Annotated in this window: 2 protein-coding genes, 1 tRNA gene and 1 pseudogene; 1 reads left to right on the forward strand and 3 read right to left on the reverse strand. The window is 47.1% G+C overall.

Annotated elements, in window-relative coordinates; genetic code table 11:
- Nucleotides 1-70 precede the first annotated feature (70 nt).
- Nucleotides 71-157: transfer RNA gene (locus ACRCZA_RS03445), tRNA-Leu, on the reverse strand.
- A 634-nt stretch (nucleotides 158-791) separates the two neighbouring features.
- On the opposite strand from ACRCZA_RS03445, the gene ACRCZA_RS03450 reads away from it, so the two are divergent.
- Nucleotides 792-923: a DUF3149 domain-containing protein gene (locus ACRCZA_RS03450; RefSeq protein WP_438673086.1), complete on the forward strand. Its 132-nt coding sequence runs from the start codon at nucleotides 792-794 to the stop codon at nucleotides 921-923.
- Between the two features lie 195 nt (nucleotides 924-1,118).
- Here the strand turns inward: ACRCZA_RS03450 and ACRCZA_RS03455 are convergent, their stop codons facing one another.
- Both ACRCZA_RS03455 and ACRCZA_RS03460 read right to left on the reverse strand, forming a co-directional pair.
- Nucleotides 1,119-1,730 (reverse strand): superinfection exclusion B family protein, encoded by a 612-nt coding sequence (locus ACRCZA_RS03455; RefSeq protein WP_438673087.1) that lies wholly within the window; start codon nucleotides 1,728-1,730, stop codon nucleotides 1,119-1,121.
- A 368-nt stretch (nucleotides 1,731-2,098) separates the two neighbouring features.
- A pseudogene (locus tag ACRCZA_RS03460) lies at nucleotides 2,099-2,333 on the reverse strand (tRNA cyclic N6-threonylcarbamoyladenosine(37) synthase TcdA); the annotation flags it as partial.

The following is a 2,333-nucleotide window of genomic DNA, read 5'->3' on the forward strand; positions in this document are numbered from 1 at the left end:
GAGAGAGTGAGAGATTTTAGGCACAAAAAAACCGACTTGATGTCGGCTTTATACTCTTAAATAAGAGTTATGGTACCAGTGGCCAGACTCGAACTGGCACGCTTTTAAGGGCGGCGGATTTTGAATCCGCTGTGTCTACCGATTTCACCACACTGGCATCTTAGATTGTTGCTTTTCGCCGCCATCAAAGATGGGCTGCGTCTAAGTGCTGGGAATTATACCTTTGCTTAGGCTAATGGCAAGCCCTTTCCGGAAGGATAAACCTAAATTACGGTTAACTGCTCAAAAATCATGCGCTTGAACGGTAAATGCGGGTAAACAGTGCTGGCAAACAACAATACGGGTAAACAGTGCGTCGCTGCGCATTGTTAAGCATTGAACTGTCGCGCATCCTCAGAGTGGCCTGCACCAACAACAGACCCTGACATGCAAAGCCTGCCTGATAACACACGTCAGCAAGATTGAGAATACAGACAGGACAGGCGGCGCAGACGCTCTTAGCGCTTACCTTCAGTGAGTAGGAGCTGATGACAAAGAGATGCACTGGCCATTTGGTAGCCCTATTTGATAACACAGGCACTCTTTGATAACACAAGCATTTCGCTACCCAGCAGGATCGGGGGTTACCGCGCAGGCTCGAGGCAGCTTAATAAAATTTGAACCATCTCACAAATGTTACCGCAAGGTTGCAATGTTGTTTATATTGCGATTTTTTATTGATCGGGATCAGTTTTTTTAGCCTTCAATCGCGCTAATTTAAGGCTGACTTCACAGGAAAGAGGGTTTCAATCATGGCATTTTGGCTTGATCTAATGTTCGGTAATCCCATTGGTTTAATGTCGATGATCGTCATCTTTACCACTATCGGGATCATTTCATATCTCGGGTGGATGTTTGTGGTGAAGTCAGCTCAACAGCCGTAGTCTTGCTTCCTTTTGTTTATTTTATCCTTTGTAAACTGGCTTTTGATTATGGGGGTTTCACCACCCCCATTTTTTATTGTGCGTCTTTTATAAAACCATTTGAGCTTTGGGCCGCCAATAAAGCGACTGGCGTTAAGTATTAACACTTAACGCCATCAGGCGACGAATACCGCCGCAGAGTTGGCTGTGCAAAGGTTAAGCGACGTGTTTACGGTTTTGCATTAACCCATTTAAAAACTGCGGCCGCGCCCTCAGCAGATGCTGCATTTCTTCCTGACTCGGCTCACCAGCGGGTAAACGCAGCACCTCGCGATTGAGATACCGACGTGCCTTCATGGCAATTTTATAATCGGCCGTCGGCCCTTGAATAGCATAATGGCGCTCGTTACCGAGGCACTCAAGGATGCAAGTATTGAGTAAGCTTTTTACCGCGGGTTCATTTTGCGGCAAGGTTAAAATGGTGCTGCCCTGCAAAAAAAACTCTCGCAACAAGGCTCGTTCGGCGCGATCCAGTAAATTAACCTTAGCCTCAATCGTCTCAATGGTGCGTTTATCGCTTAGATAACGAATCGATTCATCCAGCCCCAAATTCACTAACTGACTTAAAAAATAGGCTATCGAGATAATGAGGCCTAAGCCAATAAAATGCGCATGTTCTGGCACAAATTCATCGAGGGCCAACAGCTCGAGCACATTCGCGGGGCAAAACAACAAGACAATACAGCTCACCATCAGCCATAACATGAGCTTAAGCATCACTTTTTGAGGGCTGAAAAACTTAACTGCATCCAGCTTGAGTTTAAACATAGCGTTATTCCACAGACAAAAAATTGAACCTACTCAATAACAAGCAAGTTCAATGCCATAAATAGCGTCAATAGAACGTCGATGCCGCAGCGTACGGCCTTTATCGCAGCAGAGTGAAGCGCTTAACGGATATCAGGCACTGATATAAGGCAACGGATATAAAAACGGATCAGACACTCCATCACGCCTGGCAGAGATCTCATCGCCTCTTATAATCTGGCTGGGAGCACTCTGCCTCTTATAAGATGAGGGAGCGACAACGACAACATAGAGGCGTTTATCCCTAAACGCCGATGATGAATGGAGTACCGTTAACGGCTGGTTTTTTGACACGGAGAGTCACACTAAACGTGAGACGTTTGCAGGCATTACGCGTTAGCTAACCGGGCCAATTTTGCCAATACCCGGCTTGCGGCCACAAAACCAAAGGTGCCGGTCACCATAGTGACCGCGCCAAACCCCGAGGCACAGTCCATACGCATGCTGCCATCAGCGCTGGCCTTAGTGCTGCATACCGAGCCATCGGCCTTGGGATACACCAGCTGCTCACTGGAAAATACCGCGTCCACGGCAAAACGCCGCTGCACATTTTTAGAGAAATGG

This window comes from Shewanella sp., from assembly GCF_051658185.1.
Classification (GTDB): Bacteria; Pseudomonadota; Gammaproteobacteria; order Enterobacterales; family Shewanellaceae; genus Shewanella.